Annotated in this window: 23 protein-coding genes; 12 read left to right on the forward strand and 11 right to left on the reverse strand. The window is 73.0% G+C overall.

All coding sequences use genetic code 11. From position 1 onward, the window contains the following. Positions 1-54: 54 nt before the first annotated feature. A complete protein-coding gene (locus ACZ6YG_RS07760; protein WP_148033696.1) occupies positions 55-432 on the reverse strand; it encodes a DUF3037 domain-containing protein in 378 nt (125 codons plus the stop codon). After that, positions 429-1,247 (reverse strand): HipA family kinase, encoded by an 819-nt coding sequence (locus ACZ6YG_RS07765; protein WP_466017486.1) that lies wholly within the window; start codon positions 1,245-1,247, stop codon positions 429-431. The genes ACZ6YG_RS07760 and ACZ6YG_RS07765 overlap by 4 nt, the downstream gene beginning before the upstream one ends. A 79-nt stretch (positions 1,248-1,326) precedes the next feature. Here ACZ6YG_RS07765 and ACZ6YG_RS07770 point away from each other — a divergent pair, with 79 nt between their 5' ends. Beyond that, a complete protein-coding gene (locus tag ACZ6YG_RS07770; RefSeq protein WP_397198242.1) occupies positions 1,327-1,791 on the forward strand; it encodes a MarR family winged helix-turn-helix transcriptional regulator in 465 nt (154 codons plus the stop codon). Here the strand turns inward: ACZ6YG_RS07770 and ACZ6YG_RS07775 are convergent. Then, a complete protein-coding gene (locus ACZ6YG_RS07775; RefSeq protein ID WP_466017487.1) occupies positions 1,751-2,284 on the reverse strand; it encodes a hypothetical protein in 534 nt (177 codons plus the stop codon). The genes ACZ6YG_RS07770 and ACZ6YG_RS07775 overlap by 41 nt on opposite strands. A gap of 62 nt (positions 2,285-2,346) precedes the next feature. Between ACZ6YG_RS07775 and ACZ6YG_RS07780 the strand changes: the two genes are divergently transcribed. From ACZ6YG_RS07780 to ACZ6YG_RS07790, 3 genes are all read left to right on the forward strand, one after another. Beyond that, the gene (locus ACZ6YG_RS07780; protein WP_397198240.1) at positions 2,347-2,910 is read left to right on the forward strand and encodes a TetR/AcrR family transcriptional regulator; all 564 of its coding nucleotides are present in this window, start codon (positions 2,347-2,349) and stop codon (positions 2,908-2,910) included. Between the two features lie 20 nt (positions 2,911-2,930). After that, the gene (locus tag ACZ6YG_RS07785) at positions 2,931-4,352 is read left to right on the forward strand and encodes a serine/threonine-protein kinase (protein ID WP_466017488.1); all 1,422 of its coding nucleotides are present in this window, start codon (positions 2,931-2,933) and stop codon (positions 4,350-4,352) included. 108 nt (positions 4,353-4,460) lie between these two features. Further along, entirely contained in the window at positions 4,461-6,719 is a 2,259-nt protein-coding gene (locus ACZ6YG_RS07790; protein ID WP_466017489.1) for a serine/threonine-protein kinase, read from the forward strand. Positions 6,720-6,745: 26 nt separating this feature from the next. Here the strand turns inward: ACZ6YG_RS07790 and ACZ6YG_RS07795 are convergent, their stop codons facing one another. After that, on the reverse strand, positions 6,746-7,741 hold the full coding sequence (locus tag ACZ6YG_RS07795; RefSeq protein WP_466017490.1) for an SDR family NAD(P)-dependent oxidoreductase: 996 nt from the start codon (positions 7,739-7,741) through the stop codon (positions 6,746-6,748). 75 nt (positions 7,742-7,816) lie between these two features. Between ACZ6YG_RS07795 and ACZ6YG_RS07800 the strand changes: the two genes are divergently transcribed. Together ACZ6YG_RS07800 and ACZ6YG_RS07805 are read left to right on the forward strand one after the other, a co-directional pair. Further along, positions 7,817-8,410, forward strand: coding sequence for a TetR/AcrR family transcriptional regulator (locus tag ACZ6YG_RS07800; protein WP_466017491.1), 594 nt, complete (start codon positions 7,817-7,819; stop codon positions 8,408-8,410). Positions 8,411-8,480: 70 nt separating this feature from the next. Next, positions 8,481-9,380, forward strand: coding sequence for an RpnC/YadD family protein (locus ACZ6YG_RS07805; protein WP_466017492.1), 900 nt, complete (start codon positions 8,481-8,483; stop codon positions 9,378-9,380). On the opposite strand, the gene ACZ6YG_RS07810 is transcribed toward ACZ6YG_RS07805, so the two are convergent. Beyond that, the gene (locus ACZ6YG_RS07810) at positions 9,381-9,917 is read right to left on the reverse strand and encodes a TetR/AcrR family transcriptional regulator (protein ID WP_246641089.1); all 537 of its coding nucleotides are present in this window, start codon (positions 9,915-9,917) and stop codon (positions 9,381-9,383) included. 96 nt (positions 9,918-10,013) lie between these two features. Here ACZ6YG_RS07810 and ACZ6YG_RS07815 point away from each other — a divergent pair, with 96 nt between their 5' ends. Further along, on the forward strand, positions 10,014-12,221 hold the full coding sequence (locus ACZ6YG_RS07815; RefSeq protein WP_271276026.1) for an MMPL family transporter: 2,208 nt from the start codon (positions 10,014-10,016) through the stop codon (positions 12,219-12,221). A gap of 117 nt (positions 12,222-12,338) precedes the next feature. Continuing rightward, positions 12,339-13,682 (forward strand): NADP-specific glutamate dehydrogenase, encoded by a 1,344-nt coding sequence (gdhA, locus tag ACZ6YG_RS07820; RefSeq protein WP_148033685.1) that lies wholly within the window; start codon positions 12,339-12,341, stop codon positions 13,680-13,682. Positions 13,683-13,686: 4 nt separating this feature from the next. Here the strand turns inward: gdhA and ACZ6YG_RS07825 are convergent, their stop codons facing one another. The 4 genes from ACZ6YG_RS07825 to ACZ6YG_RS07840 form a co-directional block, all read right to left on the reverse strand. Then, positions 13,687-14,124, reverse strand: a complete 438-nt coding sequence (locus tag ACZ6YG_RS07825) for a DUF4149 domain-containing protein (RefSeq protein ID WP_219550207.1) — start codon at positions 14,122-14,124, stop codon at positions 13,687-13,689. Between the two features lie 78 nt (positions 14,125-14,202). Next, the gene (locus ACZ6YG_RS07830) at positions 14,203-14,847 is read right to left on the reverse strand and encodes an ArsR/SmtB family transcription factor (RefSeq protein WP_466017493.1); all 645 of its coding nucleotides are present in this window, start codon (positions 14,845-14,847) and stop codon (positions 14,203-14,205) included. Then, on the reverse strand, positions 14,847-15,344 hold the full coding sequence (locus ACZ6YG_RS07835; RefSeq protein WP_148033682.1) for a cupin domain-containing protein: 498 nt from the start codon (positions 15,342-15,344) through the stop codon (positions 14,847-14,849). The genes ACZ6YG_RS07830 and ACZ6YG_RS07835 overlap by 1 nt, the downstream gene beginning before the upstream one ends. Positions 15,345-15,489: 145 nt before the next feature. Continuing rightward, a complete protein-coding gene (locus tag ACZ6YG_RS07840) occupies positions 15,490-17,292 on the reverse strand; it encodes a CHAP domain-containing protein (protein WP_466017494.1) in 1,803 nt (600 codons plus the stop codon). A gap of 370 nt (positions 17,293-17,662) precedes the next feature. Here ACZ6YG_RS07840 and ACZ6YG_RS07845 point away from each other — a divergent pair, with 370 nt between their 5' ends. Continuing rightward, positions 17,663-18,262 carry a PaaI family thioesterase gene (locus tag ACZ6YG_RS07845; RefSeq protein WP_397198230.1) on the forward strand — a complete coding sequence of 200 codons (600 nt, stop codon included), beginning with the start codon at positions 17,663-17,665 and terminating at the stop codon, positions 18,260-18,262. Here ACZ6YG_RS07845 and ACZ6YG_RS07850 read toward each other — a convergent pair. Next, positions 18,231-19,919, reverse strand: coding sequence for a protein kinase domain-containing protein (locus ACZ6YG_RS07850; RefSeq protein ID WP_466017495.1), 1,689 nt, complete (start codon positions 19,917-19,919; stop codon positions 18,231-18,233). The genes ACZ6YG_RS07845 and ACZ6YG_RS07850 overlap by 32 nt on opposite strands. Positions 19,920-20,048: 129 nt before the next feature. On the opposite strand from ACZ6YG_RS07850, the gene ACZ6YG_RS07855 reads away from it, so the two are divergent. Genes ACZ6YG_RS07855 through ACZ6YG_RS07865 form a run of 3 tightly spaced genes read left to right on the forward strand, consistent with a single transcriptional unit; the run spans position 20,049 to position 23,311 of the window. Next, entirely contained in the window at positions 20,049-20,987 is a 939-nt protein-coding gene (locus ACZ6YG_RS07855) for a cucumopine synthase-related protein (RefSeq protein WP_261808774.1), read from the forward strand. Further along, positions 20,984-22,063 (forward strand): NAD(P)/FAD-dependent oxidoreductase, encoded by a 1,080-nt coding sequence (locus ACZ6YG_RS07860; protein WP_148033678.1) that lies wholly within the window; start codon positions 20,984-20,986, stop codon positions 22,061-22,063. The genes ACZ6YG_RS07855 and ACZ6YG_RS07860 overlap by 4 nt, the downstream gene beginning before the upstream one ends. 3 nt (positions 22,064-22,066) lie before the next feature. Continuing rightward, positions 22,067-23,311: a cytochrome P450 family protein gene (locus tag ACZ6YG_RS07865; RefSeq protein WP_466017496.1), complete on the forward strand. Its 1,245-nt coding sequence runs from the start codon at positions 22,067-22,069 to the stop codon at positions 23,309-23,311. An 81-nt stretch (positions 23,312-23,392) separates the two neighbouring features. Here ACZ6YG_RS07865 and ACZ6YG_RS07870 read toward each other — a convergent pair whose 3' ends face one another. Beyond that, the gene (locus tag ACZ6YG_RS07870) at positions 23,393-24,526 is read right to left on the reverse strand and encodes a M20 family metallopeptidase (protein WP_466017497.1); all 1,134 of its coding nucleotides are present in this window, start codon (positions 24,524-24,526) and stop codon (positions 23,393-23,395) included. Between the last annotated feature and the right edge of the window lie 14 nt (positions 24,527-24,540).

The raw sequence follows: 24,540 nt of genomic DNA on the forward strand, positions 1-24,540 counted from the left end.
GGATTTTACGTCATTTACGTACGTTCGTCCCCTGCAGGAAGGGCCGGGCGGGGGTCAGATCCGGACGAGCTTGTCGAACAGGCGCGTCAGCTCGGCTTCCGGGTCGGCGGTGAGGCCGGCGTGGACCGGGCCGGTCTGCACGATCGTGCTGCGGGGCGCGGTCAGCCAGCGGAACCTGCCGCCCAGCGACTCGGCCGACAGCGGGCCCGCCTCGTCGCCGCAGGCCAGCGCGTAAGCGCCCAGAGCCTCCTCGACCCGCGCCACGTCGGCCTCGGGGTCGAGGGCGCGCAGGCGGGACGCGTCCAGCTCGACCCGCGCGCACAGGTAGGCGCGCGGCTGGCAGTAGAGCAGCACGCCCGCGTTGATCAGCTCGCCGCGCTCCACCCGCGGCACCACCCTGATCGCGGCGTACTCGTAGACGTCCCTGCTCACCCGCGCCCACCTCGCCAGAACTCGCCGACCGACCCCGGGCCCGGCCGCTGCGCCTTCGGCGCCGCGCTGGTCAGCCACCCGCCAGGCCCGTGCGCGCGCCGCAGCAGGTGATCGACGTACGCCTCGCGCACGGCTCCTGGTGAGGCGAAGCCCGGCTCGCCGTCGAGCCACGCGTCGGGCACCAGCGCCGTCACCTCCTGGAGCAGCTCGCGGGTGATCGGCGCGGACAGGGCGGCGGCCGCCTCCTCGACGCTCTCGGCGCCCTCGACGAACGGGGCCAGCACGTGGTCGCCGGCGTCGAACGGGCGCTGCGGGTCGGCCGTCTTCCAGTTGTGGTGGAACCAGAGTGCCGCGCCGTGGTCGATCAGCCAGCTGTCGCCGTGCCAGAGCAACAGGTTGGGGTTGCGCCAGGTGCGATCGAGGTTGTGGATCAGGCCGTCGAACCAGACCAGCCGGGCCGCGAAGGCCGGGTCGGGGGCCCAGGCGAGCGGCTCGAAGCCGAGCGCGCCCGGCAGGAAGTCGACCGCCAGGTTGCGGCCCGCGCTCGCCTTGAGCAGGTCTTGCACCTCCTCGTCGGGCTCGCGGGCGCCGAGCTGCGGGTCGACGTCGATGATCTTCAGCTCGGGGGTGCGGAAACCGAGGCGGCGGGCCAGCTCGCCGGCGATGATCTCGGCGACCAGGACTCTGCGGCCCTGGCCGGCCTCCCGGAACTTGACCACGTAGGTGCCGAGGTCGTCGCCCTCGACCACCCCGGGCAACGACCCGCCCTCGCGCAGCGGCGTCACGTAACGCGTCGCCACAACCTGTTCCAGCACCCGCAAAACCTATCGCGCCGAGCAGCGCGGGCAAAATAGCTGTTGCGACAGTAACTGTTCGAACAGCTATCATCGGCGCATGACCGAAGCCTCGATCGCTCTCGTGCTGGGTGGCGGCTCCCTGCTGGCCCTCGTCGGGCGGGAGCTCAACACCGAGACCGAACGCCTGCTCGCGCCGTACGGCCTGACCGTGCAGCAGGCCGCCCTGCTGGGGAACGCCGCCGCCGGCAACGCCACCCCCAGTGAGCTCAAGCACCACCTGGGCACCGACACCGCGGGCATGACCAGGCTGCTGGACCGGCTGCAAGCCAAAGGGCTGGTGCGGCGGGCCCCGCACCCCGGCGACCGCAGGTCCGTCGTCATCGAGCTCACCCCCGAGGGCCAGGCGCTGGTGCCGGAGCTGACGCCGATATTCGGCACGATCAGCCGGCGGGTGTTCGCCGGGTTCTCGGGGGAGGAGATGGCTCAGATGGCCGGCCTGCTCCGGCGGATGCTGGACAACCTCAAGACCGCAGAGCCCGGGAGCGCACCGCCGAGAGGATGAGGCGGCGGATGAGCCCGCTGCCCGGCCGGATGACGATCCAGTACGGGCGGAAGGCGCGCAGCGCGTCGGGGCTGGTGGCGACCACCCGCGTCTCCGTCGTCAGCCGGATGCGGCCGCCTTCCTCCGCCAAGGCGAAGGCGAACGTGCCCTTGGCGAACCCGGGCCGGTCGAACGCCTCGAATGTCTCTAGCGAGCCGACCGGCACGTCCTGTGACCTGCCCAGCCGCCACCACTGGCCGATCAGGCCGAGCACCACCTCCCGGCCCGGGTCCACGACCAGCGGGGTGAAGCCGGGGCCTGGCTCCGGCGTGCGGCCGTGGACCAGGCGGGAGACCAGCGACCTGGCGGCGAAGAGGGGCTTGGCCAGGGGGACGTCGTCCGCGCTCATGCCGGTGAGCGCCTCCCACACGCGCTCCCGGGAGGCGTCGATCAGGATCGCGTGCCGTTCGGACATGTCGGGCCGGGGGATGAGCCGGGCGGCGCTGGTGACCACTGGAGCCTCCGTACGGTTGCGTATGGTTCGGACTATACGCCACCGTATGGAAGGCTGGCCGGGTGGGACGACTGAGTGCGGACGACTGGGCGGAGGCGGCCCTGGCCGCGCTGGCGGAAGGCGGCGTCGCCGCCGTCGCCGTGGAGCCGGTGGCCGCCCGGCTGGGCGTGTCCAAGGGCAGCTTCTACTGGCACTTCGCCAACCGGCGGGCGCTGCTGGAGGCCGCGCTGCGGCGCTGGGAGGCGCAGACCGAGCGGGTCATCGCCCGGTTGGAGGACGTCGCCGGCCCGCTGGAGCGCATGCGCGTGCTGCTGGAGCGGGCGTTCGGCGAGGGGCGGGACGCCGCGATCGCGTTCCGGCTGATCAGCGAGGCCGACGACCCGCTGGTCGGTGAGGTGGCGCGCCGGGTGAGCGAGCGGCGCCTCGCCTACATGGAGGGCGTGCTGCGCGAGCTCGGGCTGCCCCGGCAGGAGGCGCGCCGGCGGGTGCTCGCCGCCTACGGCGGTTACCTCGGCGTCGCCGCCCTCGTGCGCATCGGGACGATCCGGGAGATGCCCGACGACCTGGCCGGTCTCGCCATGGCGGAGCTCGGGCTGACCGGGAACGACCCGTCCGGGCCTCCATGATCCTGCAATAATGACGCCTTATGTCCGAGCTCCGAGCCGATGACCCGCGCCTGCTGGGCGCGTACCGGCTCTCGGCGCGGCTCGGCCAGGGCGGGCAGGGCGTCGTCTACCTCGGCCACACCGGCCAGGGCGCGCAGGTCGCGGTCAAGCTGCTGCACGCCAGCCTGTCGGCCGACCCGGCGGTGCGGCGGCGGTTCCTGGCCGAGGTCGAGGCGGTGCGCAGGGTGGCGCCCTTCTGCACCGCCCAGCTCCTCGACGCCGACCTCGAAGGCGACCGGCCCTACCTGGTGAGCGAGTACGTCGACGGCGTCTCGCTCCGCGAGCACATCGCCGAGCAGGGGCCGCGCACCGGAGGCTCGCTCCACCGGCTGGCCATCGGCACCGCCACCGCCCTGGGCGCCATCCACCGGGCCGGGGTCGTGCACCGCGACTTCAAGCCCGGCAACGTGCTGCTCAGCCTCGACGGGCCGCGGGTGATCGACTTCGGCGTCTCCCGGCTGATGGACGGCACCGCGACCACCGGCAAGATTCCCGTCGGCACGCCCTCGTACCTCGCCCCCGAGCGCATCAAGGGCGAGCCCGCGGGGCCGCCCGCCGACCTCTACGCGTGGGCGCTGACCGTCGCCTTCACCGCCACGGGCCGCCACGCGTTCACGGCGGCGACGGTCCAGGAGGTCATGGCGCGCATCCTGTACGGGAAGCCGGCCCTGGGCACGCTGTCCGGGCCGCTCAGGGCGATCGTCGACGCCTGCCTGGCGCCCGAGCCCGGCGACCGGCCGGACGCGGAGGAGGTGCTGCGGCGCCTGCTCGGCCAGGACGCCACCGGCGACGTGCTGACCTCGGGCGCCATGGCCGCGCTCGGGTCCGCCTCCGGTCCCGTGCCGCCCGGTGGCACGCGGCCCGTTCCATCAGATGACGCGGGCACCGACGGGCCGGCCACCGTGGCGTGGCGGGTGCCTCTGACCGGTCGGCACGAGCTCACCGGGAGCCGGGCGCTCGCGCGGCTCGTCGACACCGCCGCGCCCGTTCGGCAGGCTCCGCCGGTCAAGCGGCGATTAGCGAAGTGGCCCGTCGTCGCCGCGGCCCTGCTGGCGGCGTGCGCGGTGGCCGCGTTCGTGCTCTGGCCGCAGGGTGAGGGCCGGGCGGGGCGCTGGACCGGTTCGGCGACGCATCCCAGCGCCGGGCGGGTGTTCCCCGTCGACATCCGGCTCGATGACGGCGGGGAGTCCAGCATGCGGTGGGGCGCCGATCTGCACTGCTCCGGCATCCTGCGGCCCGTGGGCGACCTCGTGTACGAGCTGCTGCACGTCGCCGGCACCGCGTGCCATCCGGGAACGCTCCGGATGCGGCCGATCGGCGACAGTGGCCAGATGGTCATCACGGTCACCCGGCAGGGTGAGGAAGAAGTGACGTATTCGGGCAAGGTCGCCCGGTCGTCCTGACCTCGAACGGTCACGGTCAGGTGGCGATGGCCCGGCCGCCGTTGACTCTCCGCCACCGGCTGCTTCAGTGGGAAGGGTAGGTGGGGTGGCGGCGAGGGGAGGCGCCCCGTGCCAACGGCGCAGCCGCTCAGGACGGGGGATCCACGGACACTCGGGCCCTACGAGCTGTCCGGGCGTCTGGGGGAGGGCGGCCAGGGTGTGGTGTTCCTCGGCACCCTCGCCGGAGAGAGCTACGCGGTCAAGCTGCTCCACGGGCCGGTGGGCGACGGGCGCGGGGCGTTCCTGCGGGAGGTGGAGCTGGCCAAGCACGTGGCCAGGTTCTGCACCGCGCAGGTGGTGGACGCCGGGTTCGACGAGGGCAGGCCGTACATCGTCAGCGAGTATGTCGACGGGCCCTCGCTGGCCCGCGAGGTCATGCTCACCGGGCCGCGGCGCGGCGGCGGGCTGGAGCGGCTCGCCGTCGGCACCGTCACGGCCATCGCGGCGATCCACCGCGCGGGCATCGTGCACCGCGACTTCAAGCCGCAGAACGTGCTCCTCGGGCCCGACGGGCCGCGGGTCATCGACTTCGGCCTGGCCAGGGCGCTCGACGCGGCCGCCACGCTGTCCAACAGGAGCGTCGGCACTCCCGCGTACATGGCTCCCGAGCAGATCACCGCGAGCGCGGTCACCGGGGCGGTGGACGTGTTCTCGTGGGGCGCCACCATCTGCTTCGCCGCCAACGGGACGGCGCCGTTCGGGCAGGACTCGGTGGCGCCGGTGCTGCACCGCATCCTCACCGCGCCGCCCGACCTGGGGAGCCTGGAAGGGCCGCTCAGGGCACTGGTGGAGGCGTGCCTCGACAAGGACGCCAGGAACCGGCCGACCAGCCGGGACTTGTTGCTGGAACTGCTGGGTACGTCGGAAGGCGTGCCGGCGGAGGTGCTGCGCTCGCCTCCGCCGCACATCCTCCGTGCCGTCCCCCCGCCCCGCCCGCCGGTCGCCGACTCCCGCCCGGTCCCTCTCGCGGAACCGGAGACCACGGGCACCCCGGACGACTACCACCTGCCGGAACCCCCCGCTCCCTCGTCCAGCCGACCAGGTGACGGCGGGTCGGAGGAGGACCGCAGCGATCACGGCGGGCCTTCGTCCGGAGGGGACCGAGACGACGCATCGCCTCCGGCGGCAGGCGGCACCGGGCAGTCTGGGGCAGGTGACTCTGGGCGGGAGGCGAGGCCGAGGCTGGGCGGCGCAGCCTATCGCGGGTCACCCGCCGGGTATCCCGTCGAGCGAGTGCCACGCGAGCCCGCCCCGCCCGAGCGGGAAGGGACGGCTCCGCCTGGCCTCCCCTACTCGGCCGACTCGTCGGGGCGCGAGGCTGCGCCGCGCGTGGGGACGGGCGGGCCTTACACGGCCGGGCCGCCGGGGCGTGAGGGTGGTTCGCGGGTGGGGACGGGCGGGTCCGGGTCGCCGCGGCGGGCGCTGGGGAAGGCGGGGCTGGCGGTGGTCGGGGCGCTGCTGGTGACCGCGGCTGTGCTGGTGAGCCTGTTCGTGCCGCTGTTCAGGGAGGACGGCATGCGGGTACGGGCCGGTACGCCGACCTCCGGACCCACCGCCGAGCCGTCCGGACAGGCGGCCGACGACCAGCCCGCCAAGGAGCGGCCGCCGACGGAGGAACGTTCGCAGGACGACCGGACCCTGGCGTCGAAGGAGCCGCCCGTCCGGAAACCGGTGGAGATCGCCGTGCCCGCCCTGGCCGGGCTCTCCCGGGCCGCCGCCGTCAGGGCGCTCGAACGCGCCGGGCTCGCCGCCGGCGACATCACCAAGGCCGACTCACCGCGGAAGATCGGCCAGGTGCTCGCCTCCCGACCGGCCGCCGGCACCCACGTCGCCAAGGGCTCGGCCGTCGCGCTGGAGGTGTCGGCGGGGGTGAAGGTGCCCGCGGTCACCGGCGAGCGGCGCGAGGCGGCCGAGGCGGCGGTCACCGGCGCCGGCCTGAAGGTGGGCAAGGTCTCCACCTCCTGCGCGGCGAAGCCGGACGGTCAGGTCCTGTCCACGGCCCCGGAGGCGGGCGCCAGGGTCTCGGGCGGCACCCCGGTCGCGCTGGTCGTGGCCCGCCGCGGCGCCCCCGTGCCCCCGGTGGCCGGTCAGTCGCGCGACGGCGCGCTCGCGGCCCTCCGCGCCGCCGGCCTCGTCCCGGTGGTACGCACGCAGGTGGTCGAGGACGAGTCCCAGTGGAACGTCGCCATCGCCCAGGACCCCGCCCCTGGCACCTGCGCCGAACCCGGCGCCCGCGTCTCGATCACGGTCGGCGCCCGGCCTCCCGACGGCCCCGACCCCACCGAGCCCACTCCCACCCCCACCCCGGAACCTTCGACCGAGCCCTGACAGGGCCTCTCCTCACCGGGGCCGGGTCAGCGGGGGTCGGCGAGCATGGCGTCGACCATGGCCAGCAGTTTGTCGCGGTTGCCGTCGCCGAGACTGCCTCCCACCATCGCCACCGCCTCCGCCAGCGGGTCCCGCCGGGGAAGCGCCGCCATGGCCTCGCCGAGTTCGGCGACCGTCCAGGGCGCGCCGTCCTTGGTCACGCTCTCGCCGGCGCTCCACCCGTTCAGGACTGTCACGGACGTCCCCCGTACCGCCAGCACCTGCCCGTTGACCGGGCACCCCGGCGTGGCCAGGTAGGCCGCGACGTGAGCTGTCAGCGCGGGGTCGAGCGGGTCGAACGCGCCGTCCGGCGGGCCGGACATCCCGGGTACGTCCGGCGGGCCGGACATCCCGGGGACGCCCTCGGTGAGCCGGGTACGGGCCATGGACGGGGACACGGCGTTGACCCGCACCCCGTACCGGGCGAGCTCCACGGCGTGGGCGGTGGTCAGCGCCGCGATACCGGCCTTGGCCGCGGCGTAGTTGCCCTGCGTGATGCCGGGCAGCAGCAGCCCCGACGCGGACACGGTGTTGACCACCGCGCGGTCGCGGGTGTCCCCCTGGTCGCGCCAGTGACGGGCGGCCCACCTGGTGACCGCGAACGTCCCCTTGAGGTGCACCGCCAGCACGGCGTCGAACTCGTCCTCCGTCATGTTCACGAGCGCCCGCCTGCGGTGGATGGCGGCGTTGTTGACCACCACGTCCAGATCGCCGAACGTCTCCACCGCGGTCTGGACCATCCGCCTGGCCCCGTCCCAGTCGGTGACGTCGTCGGTGCTGGCCACGGCCTGGCCTCCGGCGGCCCTGATCTCGTCGGCCACGGCCCCGGCCACGCCCGCGTCGCCGCCGGTGCCCTCCGGCGTGACGCCCGGGTCGTTGACCACGACCTTCGCTCCCTCGGAGGCGAAGAAGAGCGCCTCCTGCCTGCCGATCCCGCGTCCCGCGCCGGTGATGAGCGCGACCCGTCCGTCCAGGGTGCCCATGACAGCTCCTTTCGCTGCACTCGTGCATTAATACACTCAATGTAGCAATACATGCGATGTAGTAAAGTCGCGGGCATGGGGTTGCGTGAAGCGAAGAAGGAACGAACCCGGGAGGCGCTGGTCGAGGCCGCCGTCCGGCTGTTCGAGGAGAAGGGGTACGAGCGGACGACGGTCGCGCAGATCGCCGCCGCGGCCCAGCTCTCGACGCGCACGTTCTTCCTGCACTTCGCGGCCAAGGAGGACGTGCTGCTGGCCAACAGCGTCCCCAGGGTGGAGCTGGGCGTCGCGGCGCTCGGCGACCGGCGGCCCGGCGAGACTCCGGGTGACGCGCTGCTCCGGGCGATCGGCGCGATGGTCGCCGACGCCTCCGCGAAGGACCTCCCGACCGGCCTGGCCGCCGCCCGCGCCCGGCTCGTGGCCACCGAGCCGGCGGTCCAGGCGCGGCTGCTGCAGCGCATGGCCACCGCCCAGACCGCCCTGGCCGACGCGCTCCACCACGCCTATCCGGACGAACTGGACCCCGTGGACGCGGCAGCCGTCGCCGGCGCGGCGATCGGCGCGGTCAGCGCCGCCGCGGTCGTCGCCCTGCGCCACGGCCTCCCCCCGGCACAGGTCCGCGAAGCCATGCTGAAAGCCCCGGCCACCGCCGCCACCCACCTGCCGAAGTGACGTCGGCTCGCGTGACTCCCGGGGTGCCGCCTTGTTCAACCCACAGTAATCAAATGGTAACGTAGAGCACATGCCATCGGCGCCGCACGAGGCCCTCCACCGCATCTTCCAGGAGGAACCCTCGCTCTTCTCCCGCACCCTCAAGGCGCTGGACATCCCGTTCCCCGAAGTCAGCTCGTTGTCGGTGGTCAACACCGACCTCACGGAGATCCTGCCGATCGAGCGACGCGTCGACACGTTGCTCCAGGTGAAGTCCGAGCTCGGCGAACACCTGGTCATCATCGAGTCACAGGGGAAGCGGGACCACGAGAAGCCTCCCGCCTGGGCCTACTACATCAGCTACCTGCATGCGAAGTTCCGGCGCGAGGTCGTGCTGATCGTCATCTGTCAGCACGCGTCCACCGCGCGATGGGCCCGGGGCCCGAAGTCGATCGGCCTTCCCGGCATGCCGACCATGACCATGTGGCCGATCGCCCTGGGCCCCGACAACGTCCCCGCCGTCGTCGATCCCGCCGTGGCGGCGGAGGACGTGGTCCTCGCCGTGTTCTCCGCGCTCGCGCACGCCCTCTCACGTAGCGTGAATGCCATACTGGAGGCGCTGGCACCAGCGCTGGACACCCTCGACGTCGATGATGCGGGTTTCCTCGCCGAGTTCATCGAAGTCGGCCTCGGCGACACCACAGCCCGGCAGCTCTGGAGGAAGATGATGTCCACCGGGACGTACCGTTACCAGTCCGAGTTCGCCCAGCAGTTGCGGGAGGAAGGGCGGGAGGAAGGGCGGGCGAAAGGGCGGGAGGAAGGGCAGGTCCGGGGGGAGACGAGGTCGATTCTGCTGCTGCTGGAGCGCAGGGGGGTGGCCGTGGACGAGGCGGCGCGGGCGCGGATCGAGGGGTGCGCCGAGGTGGCGCGGCTCGACACGTGGCTCGTCCGCGCGATGAGCGTCGCCACCGTCGACGAGCTCTTCGACTGACTAGAGGTCTTCGATGGCGAGGGCGGCCCGCAGGAGGGTGGCGTGGACCTCGTCCTGGGGGAGGTCCATGGTGTGCACGACGGCAGACTGCAGGGCGCCGAGCACGGCCCAGCCGCGCACGGTGGCGGCCTCGTCCGGGCGGGGGCCGACGAGCTTGAGGTAGATCTCGTCGCGGAAGGTCCTGACCGCCTCGCCCGTCGAGCCCGGAGGGGCGGCGTCGGCGGTGCCGAGGTCCTCCATGAAGAGCCGCATCACCGCCCGGTGCCGCACCATGAAGCCGGCCAGCGCCGTCACGAAAGCGCGGCGGTCGCCCGCGAAGTCGGCGCCCAGCAGGGCGATCATGTCCTCCGCCGCCGGGGCGATGAGCTCGGCGGCGAGCCTGTCCTTGGGGTGGAAGTGGTACGCGATCGCGGTCTTGGTCAGGCCCACGGCGGCGGCGATGTCGGCCAGGGAAGTGTTGGCGTAGCCGCGCTCGGCGAAGAGCTCGCGGGCGGCGGCCAGGATGCGGCTGCGGGTGTCGTCGGCTGTGGTCATCATCTCATTTCCGGGTTCGCGCAACCTTCCCCCTTTTATCGCCCTTTATCGTAGTGCTGTACGACCGTACAGGACGGGCGTTCGAGGCTGGGGGTCGCGATGGCGCGCTTTCTGGGCTGGCTCGGTGGCTGGTGCGCCCGGCACGGGAGGGCCGTTCTGGCCTTATGGGTGACGCTGGCCGTGGCCGCGATGGGCGGCAGCCTGGTGCTGGGCAGTCCCGTCAGCACCGAGGTGAGCATCCCCGGCACGGACGCCCAGCGCGCTCATGACCTGATGCGTGACGGTTTCGGGCCGGGGTTCCAGCCCGGCGGCACCGTACAGCTCATCGTCTACTCCCCGGACGGGCCGCTCATCGAGGAGCCGCGCAAGGGGGCCGTCGAGGACGCGGTCGCGAACATCCGCGAGCAGGAGCACGTCAAGGAGGCCGACTCGCCGTTCCGGCAGGGCGGCATCGCCTCGAACCTGCAGATCGGCGTCATCACCGTGCGGCTGGAGGGCCACGACAGCAGCAAGGTGGCCGAGAACACGCAGCGGATCTCCGCGGCCGCCGAGCCGGCCCGCGACGCGGGGCTGGAGGTCGTCGCGAACGACAGCTCGACGCCCGCCGACAAGGAGATCAAGACCGGGCCGAGCGAGATCATCGGCGTGATCTGCGCCCTGCTGGTGCTGATCTTCGCGTTCGGCACGCTCACGGCCGCGCTCGTGCCGATCTTCACCGCGCTGGTCAGCGTGGCCACGGGACTGGGCGTGATCGGGCTGCTCGGGCATGTCATGGACGTGCCGAAGCAGGCCGGGATCATGGCCACGATGATCGGCCTCGGCGTGGGCATCGACTACGCGCTGTTCCTGCTGTCGCGCTACCGCCGGCTGCTCGCCTCCGGACTGCCCGTCCAGCAGGCGGTGCGCGGGGCGGTGTCCAGCTCGGGCGGGGCGGTGGTGTTCGCGGGCGGCACGGTCGTCATCGCGCTCACCGCGCTCATGTTCGCCGGGTTCCCGCTGCTGGCCACGCTCGGCTGGATCACCGGCATCTCCGTCGTGATGGCCGTGCTCACCGCGATCACGCTCGTGCCGGCCCAGCTCGGCCTGCTGGGCCACGGGGTGAACGCGCTGAAGGTGCCGTTCCTCGGCCGCCGGCCGGAGTCGTCGGGGTGGACCGCGCTCGGCATGTGGGTGGCGCGGCGGCCGTGGCGGGTGCTCGTCGGCAGCGTGCTCGTGCTGGCCGCGCTCGCCGCGCCCGCTCTCTCGCTCAAGCTCGGGACGCTCGACGACGGGTACGGCGCGCACGGGTCGGAGCCGCGGCGGGCGTACGAGCTGATGTCGGTCGGGTTCGGGCCCGGCAGCACCGGGCCGTTGACCGTGGTGGCGAGCGGGCGGGGCGAGGTCACCGAGGCCGCCGCCGAACGCCTCGCCGACCGGATCGGGGACCTCGGCGGCGTCGCCCACGTGGCCGAGCCCAAGCTGAACGATGCCGGGCGGGCGGCCATGATCCAGGTCATCCCCGACTACCCGCCCAGCGACCCGCGCGCCGCCGACCTCGTACGCGAGATCAGGACGTTCGACGGCGACGGGCTGGAGGTGCACGTGGGAGGCGAGGTCGCCGCGCTCACCGACGCCGCCGACCGGCTGACCGAGCGCACCCCGCTCGTCATCGGCGTCGTCGTGCTGCTCAGCGCCCTGCTGTTGCTGCTGGCGTTCCGGGCGCCGGTGGTGGCGATCAAGGCGGCGCTGATGAACCTCATCTCGCTCGGGGCCGCGTTCGGCGCGCTGGCGGCGGTGTTCTCCTTCGGCGTGGGCAGCGGGCTGGTGGGCATGGACCCGCCCGTGAACGCCTCGTACGTGCAGGCGCTGTTCTTCTCGGTGCCGATCGAGAGTTACGTGCCGCTGATGCTGTTCGCGGTGCTGTTCGGGCTGTCGATGGACTACGAGGTCTTCCTGCTGACGGCGGTGCGGCAGGCGTACCTGAAGCACGGCGACAACGCCAGGGCGGTGGCCGAGGGGCTGGGGTCGACCGGGCGGGTCATCACGTCGGCGGCGCTGATCATGGTGGCGGTGTTCACCGCGTTCATCGCCTACCCCGACTCGATGGTGAAGACGTTCGGCGTCGGCCTGGCGGTGGCGATCGCCGTGGACGCCACGCTGATCAGAGGATTCCTGGTGCCGGCGACCATGGTGCTGCTGGGGCGGGCCAACTGGTGGTGCCCGCGCTGGCTGGACCGGCTGCTGCCCAACCTTTCGGTGGAGGGGCACGAGGAGGAGCCCGCGCCGCCGGTGCGGGCCGACCGGCCCAGGGTAGGCGCGGGGGCCTGACCTGGATTCTTACCGGTCGTGCCGGGTAGTCGCAGGTCACTGCGGGGGGCGCGTACGACTCACAGGAGGCTTCCTCGTAAGGTGAGGACGCGTATCGCACATAAGCTGGGAGAGTCCGTGTTGCACGAGAAACTGTCGTCGATCTATGACAACGTCCTGCGCCGTAACCCGGGGGAGATCGAGTTCCACCAGGCGGTGCGGGAGGTGCTGGAGAGCGTCGGCCCGGTTCTCGGCAAGCACCCCGAGTACGCCGAGTCGAAGATCATCGAGCGCATCTGCGAGCCCGAGCGGCAGATCATCTTCCGTGTGCCATGGGAGGACGACCGCGGCGAGGTCCACATCAACCGCGGCTTCCGGGTCGAGTTCAACAGCGCGCTCGGCCCGTACAAGGGTGGTCTGCGTTTCCACCCGTCGGTCTACCTCGGCATCGTGAAGTTCCTCGGGTTCGAGCAGATCTTCAAGAACAGCCTCACCGGTCTGCCCATCGGCGGCGGCAAGGGCGGCTCCGACTTCGACCCGAAGGGGCGCTCGGACCGTGAGGTGATGCGGTTCTGCCAGAGCTTCATGACCGAGCTCTACCGGCACATCGGCGAGTACACCGACGTGCCCGCGGGCGACATCGGCGTCGGCGGACGCGAGATCGGCTTCCTGTTCGGCCAGTACAAGCGCATCACCAACCGCTACGAGTCCGGCGTGATCACGGGCAAGGGCCTGGTGTACGGGGGAGCACAGGTACGCACCGAGGCCACCGGCTACGGGTGCGCGTTCTTCGTGGAGGAGATGCTCAAGTCGCGCGGCACGTCCTTCGACGGCAAGCGGGTCGTGGTGTCCGGCGCCGGCAACGTCGCCGTCTACACGATCGAGAAGGTCGAGCAGCTCGGCGGTGTGGTGGTGGCCTGCTCCGACTCCTCCGGTTACGTCGTCGACGAGAAGGGCATCGACCTCGACCTGCTCAAGCAGGTCAAGCAGGTGGAGCGCGGCCGGCTGGAGGCGTACGCGGCGCGCCGCGGCGACCACGTGACGTTCGTGCCGGGCGGCAGCGTGTGGGACGTGCCGTGCGAGGTGGCGATGCCGTCCGCCACCCAGAACGAGATCACCGGCCGTGACGCCGCCGTCATGGTCGAGAACGGTTGCGTCGCGGTGGGCGAGGGCGCCAACATGCCGACCACGCCCGAGGGCATCAAGGTGTTCCTGGAGGCGGGCGTCGCCTTCGGGCCGGGCAAGGCCGCCAACGCCGGCGGCGTCGCCACCAGCGCCCTGGAGATGCAGCAGAACGCCAGCCGCGACTCGTGGAGCTTCGAGTCCACCGAGCACCGGCTGCAGGAGATCATGAGCGACATCCACGACCGCTGCCTCGAGACCGCCGACGAGTACGGGATGCCCGGCAACTACGTGGCCGGTGCCAACATCGACGGGTTCCGCCGGGTGGCGGACGCGATGCTCGCGCTGGGGCTGATCTGAGGGTCTAGGTCGCGGGCAGGGCGGTGGCCAGCAGGATCACGCCGACGGACCCGACCAGCGACGTCACCGCCATGGCGCGGGCGAAACCGCGCCGTCCGGCGCCGGTGGCCCAGCCGTGCAGGGCCGCCGCCGCCATGACCGCGGCGAACAACGCCAGCTTGGCGGCCAGGATCCGGCCGTAGCCGGGCTCGGCGAGCGACTCCCAGGTGACGCCCTTGTGCCACGCGATGGCCACGCCGGTGCCGATCTGCAGGGGCAGGAACACCGCGCCGGTGAACATGCCGAACCGCCGCCCGACCGCGTTCATCACTTGGCCGCGCCGCTCCTCGTCCAGGATGCGGCGGGCCAGCGGCAGCACCACCAGCGAGACCGTGAGCTGCCCGCCGACCCACAGCGCGGCCGACAGCACGTGCAGGAAGCGCACCACCGCCCACCAGGTCACTCCACCACCACCTCCGCCGCCTCACGGTACTGTCCCCGGCGGGAAAGGGGACGGGCCCAAAGGCCGTGGCGGGCAGGACTAAAGTCCCCGCACGGCCCGTCCCGACCGCCGCCACGCGGTGAGCCCGCCCTCCAGCGGCCGGGCCCGGAAGCCGTGCCCGCGCAGCAGCTCGACCGCGCGCGGGGACACCACGCAGTAGGGGCCGCCGCAGTAGGCGATGATCTCCTTGCCGCCGGGCAGCTCGCCCAGGCGCTCCTCCAGCTCGCGCAGCGGCACCGACACCGCGCCCGGCACGTGTCCGGCGGCGAAGGCGCCGGGCGAGCGCACGTCGAGCACGAGAGTCTCCGGGTCCGCCAGCCTGGCGGCCAGCTCGTCCGCCGTCACCGTCTCGTACGAGCCCAGCAGGTCGGCCACCGCGTCCCGCAGGTCGGCCAGGCGGTCCTGGGCGAACCCCTGGAACGCGCCCAGGAACCGCGACACCCGCTCGTCGGCCAGCCGGTAGTAGACCCGGGTGCCCTCCTTCCTGGCGGTCACCAGCTGGGCGGCGCGCAACTGCTGGAGCTGGGCGGAGGTGTTCTTCAGCGGGACGCCCGCCTCCCGCGCCAGCTCCTCGACGGTGCGCTCCTGCTGGTCCAGCACGTCGAGCAGGCGCAGCCGCACCGGGCTGGCCAGCGCCTTGCCGATGCGGGCGAGCTGCTGGTAAACGGGCTCCTCGGGGAACATCAGACCATGTACTGGTCGTGGCGGCGGTACAGCTCGGTCCACTCCTCGGGGCTGAGCTGCCGCTCCTCGGCGGCGATGGCGGCCAGCGCCTCGAAGTACGCCTCGCGCGGGGCGCCGGGGGTGAAGAGGATCAGCATCGACGCGGGCTCGCCCGACTCGTTCCTGAAGCCGTGGATGCCGCCCTCGGGGACGAACAGGAAGTCGCCGGCGTTTCCGTCGGCCCATTCCTTGCCGTTGTAGAGCCGCACCGATCCGGACAGGACGTAGAACGACTCGGTGATGCTGCGGTGGAAGTGCGGCTGCGCGCCGCCGGGGCGCGGGCCCATCTCCCACCGGTACAGGCCGAACGCGCCGTTGGTGGACTCGCCGGTGCCCAGGTAGTGCACCTGCGTTCCGGGGTCCTTGCCGATCACCAGGTCCGGGCCCTGGGTGGTGCGTCGCAGCCGTCCGCTGGCCTCGCCGTTCTCGTCGAGGTAGCGCGCGTCTGGGTAGGACATGAGGGCTCCTCTCGTTTTCTAACGTTCTTTAGATTAACGGCTGACAGGTCGGTGCGGAAGGGGGGAACGGTGATCGACCGCCGTACGCGCGGCCGCAGGGGCCGCCGTCGCCGCGTACGGCGCGTCCGGACGAGGGCGCCGAGGGTCAGGCGCGGTGGCGGCCTCTGCGGGGTCCTCTGCGGCCCTCGGCGTTGCCGCGGATGTCCCGGGCGGCGGGCGCGCGGTCGGCTGAGCGTGGGGTGCCGGTCAGGGCGGGCTCGTACGTCCGTGTGGAGATCGGGCCTGCGGGCTCGTACGGGGCATTCTGGGACGCTGCGTGGGTGCGGGGGTGCTGGGTGCCGTGAGCCGGGTCGTGCGGGCGGTGGCGGCGGCCGCGGAGCGGGGCGTCCGGGACGAACGGCTCCAGGCGCTGGATGTCGACGGACTGCCGGTGGCGGCGGCCGCGCAGGGGTGTGTCCGCCGTGGGACGCTCCTCCGGGCGGACGCGGGACGGTGCGGCCGGGTGGTCGCGGCGGCGGCCGGGGTGGGCGTCGGCGGAGGCGAGAGGGAGGACCGGCTCCCCGCGGTCGGGGGCAGCGAGGGGGAGGACCGGCTCCTCGCGGATCGGGAACGGTCCGGACGCGCCGCCCAGGAGGTGGAAGGCGCTGTAGGGGTCGGGCAGCTCGTACAGCCCCGGCTCGCGCGGGATCTCGATCGGCCCCGTGTCGGTGATGAGCCGGCGGGTCGAGCCGTCGTCCTCCCAGACGAGCGTGATCGGCCGCTCGGGCGCGGGGACGGGCCGGCGCGGGCGGGAGAAGGCGTCGAACTCGCTGGTCGCCTCCGGGATGACGATCGGTTCGTGGGGGAACAGCGCCCGCAGGGACCTGAGCGCGGTGACCGGCTCCGCGACGTCGACCAGCGGCCGTGGCGCCTCCAGCTCCATCGGCTCCTGCAGCGGGCGTGAGGACGCGGTACGGGCCTGCTTGCGTGACTTGCGGCGGCGGTGGGAGCGGGACGCGGAGTCCTGCGCGACCGCCGCTCCGGCCGTGGCGGGCCGCAGCCGCAGCGTCTTGGCCTTGGCCACCGCCAGCACGGCGAGGGCGGCCACCAGCGCGGAGGTGAGCAGCGCGGGGGAGTCGACCGTGACGGACGGGGAGGTGGCGGAGGCGTCCGTGATGACGGGCAGCGGGCCGGTGGTGACGGCGCTGGTGTCGGCCGTGGTGGGCTTGGCGTGCTTGCCGGACTTCGGCGCGGGAGAGTCGGCGGCGCCGGGGACGGCCTTGGGGGCGGGCTCGGCCTTCTTCCCGGTGTCGGACTTCCCGGCCTTCGGCGGGGTCGCGTCCTTCTTCTTCTGTTCCTTTTCGGGGCGGGCGGCCGACGGGACCTTCTGCTGGCCGTCCAGCTCGACGTGCGGGACCACGATGGCGAGCCCGCTGCCGTCCTGCGTGCCGACCCCGGCCTTGGCCTCCATGGCCGCGGCCTCGTCCGCCGCCTTCTGGGCCGCCTCGGCGTCCAGCCGCTCCTTGATCTTCCACGGGTACCCGTAGCCGACGACCTTGCCGGTGTCACGCACCTTGCGCTTGGCGACCCCGCCGTCGATGTTGCCCTCGATGGTGTGGATGCGGCCGCCCGCGACCTTGGTCACCACACCGACGTGGTCGATCCGGGCGATGCTGTCGGAGCCGCCCCAGTCGAAGAAGACGAACGCGCCCGGCTCCGGCTTGGTGCCCCAGGCGTCCTGCTTCCTGAACCACTTGGCGTGCGCCACGGTCCAGGCGAACTGGCCCATCCACTCCTCGTACCCGAGCTTGGTCGCAGCCCAGCCCAGGAACATGTCGCACCACGGGGCGGAGCTGTAGTCGGCGTCGAACTCGATGTTCTCGCCGTACCAGTTGCCGAACTTGGTGTACGCACCGGACTTCTCCGAGTAGCCGAGCTGGCTCTCGAGAAGCTCGATGAACTTCCGCATCTCTGGGGTCATGGAAGTGCGGGGGCCAATCCTTCCAGGAGACCGGTTACGTACGAGCGACCAGGGGTACAGCGGGGAACCCCGGGACACTTGTGTCGAAACCGGATACCAGTAGTCATCCGTGATGAAGGAGGCTACCGTCACGGATGGCCAGGTCAAGCCTGCGTCAAGAAATCGTCACGAGATCCTCTGCTTCAACCGGCAGGTCAGCAGTCTTCCGGATGGAACGCCCCAAAGAGGATTTAATCCCAAAAGATCTATGTGACTACTTCGTTACGCCGTCGTGACCGTGCGGAGCGTGACGGATCTCATGGACCGTTCCCCGGCTCTAGAATGGAATTCGGTAGAATTCGTTCTAAGATGATGTCCCATGTCGATCGACGTGACGTCCGAAGCCACCCACGCGGCGCTCCTCGCCCTGGCCGCGCAGACCCGTGAGTTGATGGACGCGGTGCTCGCGACCGGCGCCGACGACGACGAACTGGCCGCCGTCACCGAGGAACTGCGCGCCATCACCGCCCGCCTCGACGCCGCCCGGCGGCCCCCGGTGGAGTTCGGCGAGCCCCGGTGGCTCCTGGGCAACGCCGCCGTCGGAGCCGCCAACCCGTTCGCGCCCCCGGTCGAGGTCGAGTACCCGCCCGGCGGCGGGGTCCGCGCCGAGCAGGTCTTCCGGCCGCTGCACGAGGGCCCGCCGGGGCTGGTGCACGGCGGGGTCAGCGCGATGGTCCTCGACCACCTGCTGGGCACGGCGGTCGGCGTGGCCGGGCGCGTCGGACTGACCGCCTCGCTCACCATGAGCTACCGCGCTCCCGTCCCGCTGGGGGTCCTCGTCGTGGCGACGGCGGAGTACACCCGGTCGGAGGGCCGCAAGTCCTGGGCGGAGGGCCGCATCGCCCTCCCCGACGGAACCGTCCTGGTGGAGGCCACCGGTCTCTTCATCACCCCGGGCTGGCTCCCGCAGGAGGCCTGACGGGGCGCAGGGCCGCCTGGCCGTCCGGTGTGGGAGTGGGCTGGGAGGGCGAGGCGCAGGCGGGGCCGTCCACGGCCACCTCGCTGATCTGCGGCCCGTTCGCCGCCGCGGGTTCCGTCATCGCCACCAGGGTCAGGTGGGCGCGGTGGCCGCACGCCACCTGGCCGAGGTCGCGGCGGGCCCGGCTGGTGTAGTCGGTGCCGCCGGACAGGGTGCGGCTCTCGCCGGCGACCTCGCGCGACACGCCGCCGTCGTCGCGCCGCAGGTATGACAGCCGCAGCCGGACGCTGCCGGGGCCGTCGGCGGTGACCCGGACCGAGCCCGTGGAACCGTCCCAGGACAGGATGCCGATCCCCGTCACAGCGGTGCTCCCGCGGGGCGGTGGGGAGGCGGGGGCTCTGGAGGTCGTGGGGGCGACGCTGGGCCGCGTGGTCGGATCGGGGCGCGGCCGGCCCGGGCTGTCCGAGGGAGGAGGGCCGGTGGGGCGCTGGTCGGAGGCACTCCGATCCGGGCCGGAGGCGGACGGGCCGGGGGACGCCGTGCCGGAAGGGTCCGCCGACGGCGGGCCGGGTGACGTCGTGCCGGATGAGTCCGGCGGCGGGTCCGTGGCGGGCGGGGGGACGTCCGCGGTGGTCTCCGGGGGCATCAGCGCCGTGGCCGGCCCCGGGGGTAACGTCCCGCCGGACGCCAGCAGCGAGATCGCCACCGCCACCACGGTGGCCACCGCCAGCCACAGATAGGGCGGCAGCGCGGGCAGCGGACGCGGGGCGGCGGCCCTGGGCGCGGGTTCGCGCTCGGTCCTGGCCAGCGGGAAGCGCAGCGCGAGCGCGGTCGCCGGCTCGGCCAGATGGCGGCGGCCCCGCTGCTCCCACTCCCTCCCGTAGCCGGCGACCGCGTCGCGTTCCAGCTCGGCCAGGAACTCCACGGCGGACGCGTACCGGAGAGCGGGGGCCTTGGCCAGCCCGTGCCGCAGCAGCCCGCGCAGCGCGTCCGGCACCACCTCCAGCGGCGGCGGCTCCACCAGGTGCTTGTCGCGCAGGGCCGCCAGGTCCTCGCCGCGGTACGGCGCGCGCCCCCTGACGGCCTCGAACAGCACGCACGCCGCCGCGTACAGGTCGGCGAGCGGGCCCGCCTCGCCCCGCGTCCACAACTCGGGAGCCATGTACGGCGGGCTGCCGGCGGGTATGCCGGGCTCCTCGGCGTGCGTCACGATGCCGAAGCCGGAGAGCTTGGCCGTCCCGTCGGCCTGCACGAGCAGGTTCTCCGGCCGCACGTCGCGGTGGGCCACGCCGCGCCCGTGCGCGGCCGCCAGCGCCTCCAGCGTGCTCTTGACCACGACGAGCGCCGCCTCCGGGCTGACCCGGACGTTCTCCCTGAGGATCTCCCGCAGCGACACCCCGTCGACGAGCTCCATCACGACCGCGGCCCGCCTGGGCGTCTCGACGTACTCGTACACCCTGACCACGTGAGGGTGGTCGATCTCCACCAGCTCGGCCGCGTCCCGCCGGTAGCGGGTCATGAAGTCGTCGTCCCTGCGCAGGGTCGCGTTGAGGTACTTGATCGCGACGTACGCGCCGGTCTCCTGGTACGTGGCCAGGAAGACCCGGCCGGTGCGCCCGCTGTCAAGCTGGCGTACATCGCGGTAACCAGGGACCACGTCCAACCCCTCCGGAACGGCAGCCGATCTGTTTCCGACCGTCTCACCGGAGGTCGCGATTGTCACGTGCGTGGACGGGTGGGGGGCCATCCCTCAATATCACAATATGTGCTGATAGAGTCACAGATTGTGACTAGACGAGTAGAAATCGGCTGGCCCACGCTGGGCACCGCCGTGATCGCCGAACTGGACGAACGGAACGCCGTCCTGGCCCAGAGCGTGTGGGACGCGTTGCCGTACCGGAGCCTGCAGGGGCATGCCCTGGTGGCAGGCCATCACCTCTACCACGTCGCCCCGGTCCACGGCCTGCTGCACGTGCAGGGCACGCACAAGGTGGACCGTCGCGAGGCGCCCGACGGCACGCTGTTCGCCTCCCGGCTGCAGCACCTCGGCATCAAGTACGGCGAGCTGACCGAACCGATGCCCGCCGTGCCCATCGGCCAGGTGCTCCCGGAGCACCTCGACACGCTGGTCGAGTCGGGACACGAGATCTGGGAGTCGGTCTACCGGACCAAGAAGGTCGTCATCGCCGAGGTCCGGCGGGCCGGCGAGCCGGGCGGCCACCGCCTGACCCGGCTGAGCGTCACCGACCCGCAGATCGACGCCCTCATCGGCGACGTGCACGCCGAGACCGAGCGCATCTGGCTGAGCCCGCCCGACGACCTGGCCGACATGCACGAGGGCCGCATCCCGTCCTGCGCGGGCAGCTTCGAGACGGTGCTCACCACGCTGGTGTTCGTCAACGGCGAGACCCGGCCGCTCGGCTACTCCTGCTTCACCGGGCTGGTCCGGGCCGCGTACGAGGAGATGCCTCTGGAGTCGCTGCGCCACATGGCGCAGCTGCTGGCCGCCACCCCCGCCGAGTTCCTCGGCTACTGCGGGCTCGGCAAGCTCCACGACTTCACCACGAGGGCGCTCGCCGGGCTGGACCGGATCGACAACCGCGACGACTTCGCCGCGCTCATGGCGCACCTGGCCCTGTACGTCAACTGCCTGGGCAGCTGGAACCTGCAGCTGTTCCCGTGGCAGCTCGGCGACCACCTGCGCCGCAAGGGATCACTCGAATGAGCGGCCGGGTCGTGGTCGTCGGCGGCGGCGTGATCGGCCTGTCCGTCGCCTACCACCTGGCCGAGGCCGGCGTCGGCACCGTGCTGCTGGAGCGCGGCACGCTCGGCTCAGGCGCGTCACGCGCCACGGCCGACGTGCTGCGGGCCTACTTCGCCGGCGACCCGGTCAGCTCCGCGCTGGCCGTGCGGAGCCTGGACGCCTACCGCGACTTCGCCACGCGGCCCGGCGCCCGGCTGCCGATGCGCCAGGTCGGCTACCTCGTGCTGTTCACCGACGCGGACCAGGTGGCGGCGTTCGAGGCAGACCTGCCCGCACAGCGGGCCGTCGGGGTGGACGTCGAGCTGATCGACGCCCGCCGGGCCAGGCGGCTCAACCCGCTGATCGGCGGCGACCTGCCGCTGCTGGCCGCCGCCTGGTCGCCGCAGGCGTACGTGTCCGACACCGCGGCCATCGTCGACGGCTACGCGCAGGGCGCCAGGATGGCCGGGGTGCGCATCCGCACCGGCTGCCCGGCGCTCGCGGTCCACGACGGCCGGGTCGAGACGCCCGGCGGCACGATCACGGCCGACGCCGTGGTGTGCGCCGCCGGCGCCTGGTCGGCGCCGCTGGCCAGGTCGGCCGGGGTCGATCTGCCGCTGCCCGAGCCGGTCACCCAGGAGCTGCTGGTCACCGACCCGCTGGAAGCGCTGCCCGAGCTCCCGATCACCCTGGACGCCGCCAGCCGGCTGCTGGTGCGGCTGCGCGGCGACCGGCTGCTGATCGGCATGGGCTACCCGGACAACGACAGGGCCGCCTGGCGCGCCGGGGTCGCCGCCCAGCTCGCGGTCACGTACCCGAGCCTGAGCGGGGTCCGGCTGCACACGGCGGTCACCGGCGCGCGCGACGCCAGCCCGGACAGGACCGCGTTCATCGGCCACCGGCCGGGGCCGCCCGCGTTCCTGTACGCGGCCGGGTTCTCCGGGCACGGGCTGTGCAACGCGCCCGCCGCCGGCGAACTGGTCCGCGACCTCTACCTGGGGCGCGAGCCGTGGCTCGACACGGCCACGCTCGCCGTCACGCGGGAAGGGGTGGGCTGAGCCGTGGACGCCACGACAGACGCCGATACGGGCGCCGATACGGGCGCGGGGGTCGAGTTCGTGCTCGACCCGGCCACCCTCGACGTGCACGCGGACTGCGAGCGGCTGCGGGAGCTGGGGCCGCTGGTCCGGGTGGAGATGGAGGGCGTGCGCGCCTGGGCCGCCACCCGGCACGCGACCCTGGCCGCGGTCCTCGCCCACCCGGACCTGTCCAGGGACATCGCCTACTGGGACCCGGCAGGCCGGGCCGCCGTCCGCGACGGCACCGCGGTGCGCCGGATCACCTTCGACACGTCCATGCTGAACGCCGAGGGGGAGGAGCACCGGCGGCTGCGCGGCCCGATGGCCCGCGTCTTTAACGCCCGCCGGGTCGAGGAGCTGCGGCCGTGGGTGGCCAGGCTGGCCGCGGAGCGGGTGGACCACCTGGCCACGCTGCCGCCGGGGCCGGTGGACCTGCGCGAGCAGTTCGCCTACCCGATACCCAGGGACGTCATCACCGAGCTGATGGGCATCCCGCCGGCCATGCGGGCCCGGGTGCACGAGCTGACCGACGTGGCCGCCGGCGTCGGCGACACGCCGGTGGACGTCACCGAGGCGAGGAAGGTCCTGTACGGGATGGTCGCCGAGATCATCGAGGGCCTGCGCCGCACGCCGGGGCCGGGCCTGATCAGCGCGCTCGTCCAGGAGGGCGAGCTGACCGGGAAGGAGCTGCTGGACACGGTCGAGCTGGTGTTCATCGCCGGGCACGTGACGACCGTCAACCTGCTCACCAACGGCGCCCGCGCCCTGCTGCGCGAGCCCGCCCAGCTCGCCCTCGCGCTCGGGGGCGAGCTGGCGTGGAGCGCCGTGGTGGAGGAGACCATGCGGTGGGACTCGCCGATCGCGCACTTCCCGATGCGGTACGCGGTCCGCGACCTGGAGATCGAGGGGGTACGGGTGCGCAAGGGGGAGGCGGTGGTCGCCTGCTTCGCCTCGGCCGGCCGCGACCCGGAGCGGTACGGGGCGCGGGCCTGCCGGTTCGACGCGGTGGCGGAGCAGCCCGGTCACCTGTCGTTCGGGCACGGCCGGCACTTCTGCCTGGGGGCGCCGCTGGCCAGGCTGGAGGGCGAGGTGGCGCTGGCCGCCCTGTTCGAGGCCTTCCCGGACATGCGGCTCGCCGGCCCCGACGCGGGCACCCGCCCGCTCGGATCCGTGCTGGGCAACAGCACGCGCAGCCTGCCGGTCCTGCTCGGCGAGCGCCACAACTGAGGAGAGCGGCCCGCTCAGCCCGCAACCGAGGACCGCCACCGGAAGAAGGGCGCCCGCTCCGCCACGGCGGAGCGGGCCGCCTCAGGCCAGGGCGGTGAGGAGTCCGATCGTCAGGGCGGTGCGTTCCGGGATGTGGCCGACGAGGACGTGCTCGTGCCGGGCGTGCGCGCCGTCGCCGACCGCGCCGATGCCGTCGAGCACCGGCCGGCCCAGCCCGGAGACGAAGTTGCCGTCGCTGGCGCCGCCCACCGCGGCCTCCTCCAGCGTCCAGCCCTGCCCGGCGGCCACCGCCTGGGCCTCCTTGAACAGGCGCTGCGACGGCGGGTTCGGCGTCATCGGCGGCCGGTTCCAGCCGCCGGTCACCGATACCGTCACCCGCGGGTCCGCGGCGTCGAGGCCGGCGAACAGCTCGTCGATCCTGGCCATCTCCGCGAAGTCGCTCACCCGTACGTCCACCCCGCACGTCGCCAGGCCGGCGGCCACGTTGCGGCCGGAGCCGCCGCTGATCAGGCCGACGTTCACGGTCGTGCCACGCTCAGGCGCGGCCCCGGCGGCGATGCGGGTGACCAGCTCGGCCAGCGCGTGGATGGCGCTCGCGCCCGCCGCCGGGTCGAGCCCCGCGTGCGCCTCCACACCGGTCACCGTCACGTCGAACAGGCCCACCCCCTTGCGCGACGTCTTCAGCGCGCCCCGCAGCGACGCCTCGAACACGAGGGTGGCCAGCATCCCCTCGCTCGCGGCCTCGATGCGCGGCCGTGACGCCAGGCTGCCGATCTCCTCGTCACCGTTGAACAGGAACCGCACGCCCGGATGCGGCAACCCCAGCGCACGCAGCCCGCGCACCGCCCAGATCGCCTGCACCAGCCCTGTCTTCATGTCGAACACGCCGGGCCCGGTCATCCGCCCGTCCTCGATCGAGAACGGCCAGGCCGCCAGCGTGCCCCCGGGCCATACCGTGTCGTAGTGGCCGAGCAGCAGCACCTCACCCGGCGCGGTGCCCGCGTACCGCAGCTCCAGCACGTCCCCGTACTGTCCGCCGTCGTGCAGGGTCTCGCCCGCGGGCGGGCCGAGCCGCTCGGCGGTCAGCTCGCGGACGGCGCGCAGCCCGCGGACGAGCGCGGGCTTGTCGTGGCTGGGGGTCTCCAGCTCGACCAGCGCCCTGATGTCGTCCAGCATCGCGGGCAGCGCCTGCCGGGACCACTCCTCGATCGACATGGGGTTCCTTCCTT

The organism is Nonomuraea sp. NPDC054003 (assembly GCF_055585125.1).

Bases quoted from the DNA above. Each gene is read 5' to 3' on its own strand.
- ACZ6YG_RS07830 (WP_466017493.1), bottom strand. From the start codon at position 14,847: ATGTTCCCCGAGGAGCCCGTTTACCAGCAGCTCGCCCGCATCGGCAAG.
- ACZ6YG_RS07870 (WP_466017497.1), bottom strand. From the start codon at position 24,526: ATGTCGATCGAGGAGTGGTCCCGGCAGGCGCTGCCCGCGATGCTGGAC.
- ACZ6YG_RS07795 (WP_466017490.1), bottom strand. From the start codon at position 7,741: ATGGGCACCCTGGACGGACGGGTCGCGCTCATCACCGGCGCGGGACGC.
- ACZ6YG_RS07860 (WP_148033678.1), top strand. From the start codon at position 20,984: ATGAGCGGCCGGGTCGTGGTCGTCGGCGGCGGCGTGATCGGCCTGTCC.
- ACZ6YG_RS07840 (WP_466017494.1), bottom strand. From the start codon at position 17,292: ATGCGGAAGTTCATCGAGCTTCTCGAGAGCCAGCTCGGCTACTCGGAG.
- ACZ6YG_RS07835 (WP_148033682.1), bottom strand. From the start codon at position 15,344: ATGTCCTACCCAGACGCGCGCTACCTCGACGAGAACGGCGAGGCCAGC.
- ACZ6YG_RS07805 (WP_466017492.1), top strand. From the start codon at position 8,481: ATGCCATCGGCGCCGCACGAGGCCCTCCACCGCATCTTCCAGGAGGAA.
- ACZ6YG_RS07815 (WP_271276026.1), top strand. From the start codon at position 10,014: ATGGCGCGCTTTCTGGGCTGGCTCGGTGGCTGGTGCGCCCGGCACGGG.
- ACZ6YG_RS07845 (WP_397198230.1), top strand. From the start codon at position 17,663: ATGTCGATCGACGTGACGTCCGAAGCCACCCACGCGGCGCTCCTCGCC.
- ACZ6YG_RS07810 (WP_246641089.1), bottom strand. From the start codon at position 9,917: ATGATGACCACAGCCGACGACACCCGCAGCCGCATCCTGGCCGCCGCC.
- ACZ6YG_RS07770 (WP_397198242.1), top strand. From the start codon at position 1,327: ATGACCGAAGCCTCGATCGCTCTCGTGCTGGGTGGCGGCTCCCTGCTG.
- ACZ6YG_RS07785 (WP_466017488.1), top strand. From the start codon at position 2,931: ATGTCCGAGCTCCGAGCCGATGACCCGCGCCTGCTGGGCGCGTACCGG.
- ACZ6YG_RS07800 (WP_466017491.1), top strand. From the start codon at position 7,817: ATGGGGTTGCGTGAAGCGAAGAAGGAACGAACCCGGGAGGCGCTGGTC.